Origin of the sequence: Methanococcoides sp. (assembly GCF_030594565.1) — an archaeon.
In the GTDB taxonomy this organism is placed as follows: domain Archaea; phylum Halobacteriota; class Methanosarcinia; order Methanosarcinales; family Methanosarcinaceae; genus Methanococcoides; species Methanococcoides seepicolus.
Genome location: NZ_JAUVEY010000167.1, coordinates 1 through 4109 on the forward strand (window position 1 = coordinate 1; position 4109 = coordinate 4109).

The 4109-nt window shown below is 41.4% G+C and carries 4 protein-coding genes, 1 rRNA gene and 1 pseudogene; 3 read left to right on the forward strand and 3 right to left on the reverse strand.

Features of this window, described 5'->3' with window-relative positions:
- Positions 1–944: pseudogene (locus QAS77_RS10855) on the reverse strand (hypothetical protein); the annotation flags it as partial.
- Between the two features lie 266 nt (positions 945–1210).
- On the opposite strand from QAS77_RS10855, the gene QAS77_RS10860 reads away from it, so the two are divergent.
- From QAS77_RS10860 to QAS77_RS10870, 3 genes are read left to right on the forward strand one after another with little or no spacing between them, the layout of a single operon-like run.
- Positions 1211–2143 (forward strand): serine O-acetyltransferase, encoded by a 933-nt coding sequence (locus QAS77_RS10860; protein WP_305065531.1) that lies wholly within the window; start codon positions 1211–1213, stop codon positions 2141–2143.
- Positions 2144–2189: 46 nt separating this feature from the next.
- The gene (gene cysK / locus QAS77_RS10865) at positions 2190–3119 is read left to right on the forward strand and encodes a cysteine synthase A (protein ID WP_305065533.1); all 930 of its coding nucleotides are present in this window, start codon (positions 2190–2192) and stop codon (positions 3117–3119) included.
- Between the two features lie 5 nt (positions 3120–3124).
- Positions 3125–3436 (forward strand): cupin domain-containing protein, encoded by a 312-nt coding sequence (locus QAS77_RS10870; protein ID WP_305065534.1) that lies wholly within the window; start codon positions 3125–3127, stop codon positions 3434–3436.
- Positions 3437–3494: 58 nt separating this feature from the next.
- On the opposite strand, the gene QAS77_RS10875 is transcribed toward QAS77_RS10870, so the two are convergent.
- Positions 3495–3701, reverse strand: coding sequence for a hypothetical protein (locus QAS77_RS10875; protein WP_172367694.1), 207 nt, complete (start codon positions 3699–3701; stop codon positions 3495–3497).
- Between the two features lie 315 nt (positions 3702–4016).
- Positions 4017–4109: ribosomal RNA gene (rrf, locus tag QAS77_RS10880) — 5S ribosomal RNA — on the reverse strand; the annotation flags it as partial.

Sequence of the window (4109 nt, forward strand, 5' to 3'; positions counted from 1 at the left end):
TCATAGTTGTAATAGCTTCCAGAAAGCTCATCACCACTTTTCACACCTACGGCCATGTGTCCGGGAAGTTCGAGAAGTGCTACACCATAACCCATATCATAGAGCAAAGATGCAAGCAGGATCGAAGAATCCTCACAGTCACCGCCACCATGATAGAGCGTCTCGAATGGGAACCTCGGATATTCATCATAACCGGCTGAAGCACTATCACTTACATATGGAAGTGATTGCACAAAGGCCATGGTTATGTAGGGAATATCATTCTTGCTATATCCGGCATCATAAGCCATTTCCTCTATCTGGAAGGTGAATTGGGATATTAATGTATCATCATATGTGTCTGTTACGAACTGCTCGAAATCACGGGATCTGCTTCTATCGGAATAGGTCTCATAGCTGTCTTTGTAATACTCGGATGTGATACTGAATTTTGTACCATCGTATTCCCACTCATAATATCGGGTTATGGTGTCACTGCCAATACTAAATTCAGGCACTTTCGGGAGATCATGATCTGAGAACTGAACATCCAGAGAGATAGCAGACTTTGTCGTATAGGTCAGGTCGATGAGAAAACTGTTATCATAGATCTTATCCACATTTACTGAATAGATTATGTACTCGCCGTTAGGGTCCTTTACATCATATGTACTGCCGGTGAACAATTTAGAGGTCAAATACTCCTGACCTTCTTTCCTAAAGGAGATGCGAACATAATTATCCGTCCTGTTTATTTCCAATAGCTTTAGAGAATAACCGTTCTCGAGGTCAAGGACTGCCGTTTTTTTGAGGCTTACACTATGGGACTCAACATCCGGATCAGAAAGAACTGGATCGGTATGTTGGTCATTATTGTTTGATGAACCATCATTTGAGATGCAACCCATACAGGAGATAAATAGCAAGATGAGAAGAAAGGATGAAAACTGCCTCAAAAGTTCCATAGGATAAGAATTAGTTTTCCAGTTTAAAAATATTCTGTAATTCGTTTTGAGCACTTTTTAGAAACCGGCAAAATATGTCATAATGCTTAAATCAAAGTATCCCACATTAGATTATAGGGGGAGGGCAAACTACCTTGGACGTTTAATGTTCAATATTTCAGTGTAGTTTATTCCAAATTAAGTTTTATTTTAAATATATTAAGGAAACTGAATATTTGAGGAGTGGAACACGGACCATGTTAGACGAAAAAACGAAACGATGTTCGATGCAAGATTCCATCATGGGAATGAACTATCGTTCAAAATTGCCAGAGATCATCGATTCCGTTGTGACCAGCTGCTCAGATAAAGGTTGTTTCGAGCATATTGATTCAGCGGTCATACCTTCACGGGAATCCATTGTTGAGATCATCGACCTTTTCAAAGATGTGCTTTTCCCGGGTTATTTTGGTGACCAGACGGTTGAAAGGAGCAATCTGATATATCATATTGGAAGTGAGATCACCGAGCTTTTCGAGAAACTGTCAAAACAGGTGACGAAAAGTATTCTTCATGAGTGCCGTCGCACAGAAGAGGATTGTGCGGAGTGTATTGAAAAAGGACAGGAAGAAACGATCATACTGTTAAGGAAGATACCACAAATTCGGGCACTTCTGGCTACTGATATTATTAAAGCCTATGACGGAGATCCGGCTGCGAAGAGTTACGATGAGATCATTTTCAGTTATCCGGGGATTTTTGCACTTATGGTGTACAGAGTAGCCCATGAGTTGCATGAACAGGATATTAAGATCCTCCCACGTATTATGACCGAATATGCCCACAGCGTGGTTGGTATTGATATCCATCCCGGTGCAAAGATAGGAAAAGGGTTTTTCATAGACCATGGAACCGGAGTGGTCATAGGAGAGACTTCGGTGATAGGGGCTAATGTACGATTATACCAAGGGGTTACCCTCGGATCACTGAGTTTCCCAAGGGATGAAAAGGGGCAGATAATTCGTGACCTTAAAAGACATCCCACGATAGAGGATGATGTAGTGATATATTCCAATTCAACGATCCTTGGCGGAGATACCGTCATAGGAGCACGTTCCGTTGTCGGAGGTAATGTCTGGTTGACAAGGTCAGTACCGGCAGACACAAAAGTACTGATAGAAGAGCCAAAGCTGGTCTTCAAGGAGAGATCATCTTCCTGAAAGAGCAGGGATTCTTTTAAAGATTTTATTTTATGGGGGTTTTGATATGGAGAACATTTATGAAGATATAACAAAAACTGTTGGAAAGACACCGCTTGTACGCTTGAACAGGATAACTGAAGGATGTTATGCTACTGTCCTTGTGAAAGTGGAGGCTTTTAATCCTCTGGGTTCAGTCAAGGACCGTATCGCTTTGAACATGATAGAGACCGCAGAAAGGGAAGGAGTGCTCAAAAAGGGAGTCATAGTTATCGAGCCAACTTCAGGAAATACAGGTATCGGTCTGGCTTTTGTTTGTGCTACTAAAGGTTACAGGCTTATATTGACAATGCCTGAGACCATGAGTGTTGAGAGAAGAAACATATTAAAGGTCCTTGGAGCCGAAATAGTGCTTACACCTGGTCCCAATGGTATGAAGGGAGCTATCGAGGAAGCGGAAAAGATTGGAAAGGAGACTTCAAATTCTTTTATTCCACATCAGTTCATGAATCCGGCAAATCCTGAGATCCATCGCTGTACTACGGCTGGGGAGATATGGGATGATACCGAAGAAAAGGTCGATATTCTGGTAGCAGGCGTTGGTACCGGCGGAACTATTACAGGTGTTTCAGAGATGCTAAAGTCCCGTAAGCCCGGGTTTAGGGCAGTGGCCGTCGAACCTAAGGATTCAGCAGTACTTTCCGGCGGCAGTCCGGGACCACATATGATACAGGGCATAGGTGCCGGTTTCGTGCCGGATGTGTTGAACATGGACATCATTGACGAAATTGTAACGGTCAGTAATGAAGATGCCCTTGAGACGACACGGGAACTTGCCAAAAAGGAAGGGATCCTCGCAGGCATATCATCAGGTGCAGCTCTTTTTGCAGCTTTGGATGTTGCAAGACGGAAGGAGAATGAAGGTAAAATGATAGTTGTTATTCTTCCCGATACAGGAGAGAGATATCTTAGCACAGCACTTGTAGAAAAGGAGTGATATTTATGGATAAAGGATTTTCAAAGAATCTAAGTGAATTGATGAAGTTCCCTTCGGAGGGAATATTCAGTACGGTCCTTGCTAAGGCAGATGACTATAACTATACTTTGATGTGTCTTGCTGCAGGAACGAACATTGATGAACATACTTCTACGAAGAACGGAGTTGTTCAGGTTCTAAAAGGAAAAGGTATTTTCAAATTGTTCGATAAGGATATAGAGATGAAAGAAGGTACCTTCATTTTCATGCCGGCAAATGCACCACATGCACTTCAGGCAGAAGAGGATCTGGCAATACTGCTTTGCCTGACAAAATAAGCGACAGTAAAAGAAGGTGAGAAAGAATAGAACATTCGCATCTCACCTTTTTACGTGGTCAGTCTTCGACTTCCAGTGCATTTATTATATCGTTTATATTAAGCTCCCCCTTGACAGCTCTTTTTACCATTGGATAGATATGTGAGCAATCGTCTATCGCTGCCCATCGCTTTTCTCCTACCTGTTTGATGATCTGTTCCATTACCTGTTCACAATCTGTACAATATGTTTTGTCAGTTTCAACTCCGCATACATTGCATTGCATAGTGTTACCCTCCACTATTTACATTGATTTTAGAGGATATCAAGTTTTTGTTCTTTAACAAAAAAAATCAGAATATACATTTTTAATTGAATAAGGATGTTTGACTGCTTGCATTTAAATCAATCATTGATATTGAGGAGGAGAGCGTTTGTTGTATTAGTGCATTCCTTTTGATAGTAATATAAAAGGAAGAGCAATAAAAAGAAGTTCGATTTGCATCTGTCAGAAACGAAATCAATCTCGTTGGAAATGCTGAGAAATAAAGTCACAACTACTGCGTTAAAGATCAGTCAAGAAAAGAATTGGATAGAGTGAGCATAGCAGCGATGTAGATTTCCCGAAGACTCTCGTACTTCAGTACAGTAAACAACGTGGGTAGACTTATCTTCTGTGTTCGGATGGGAACAG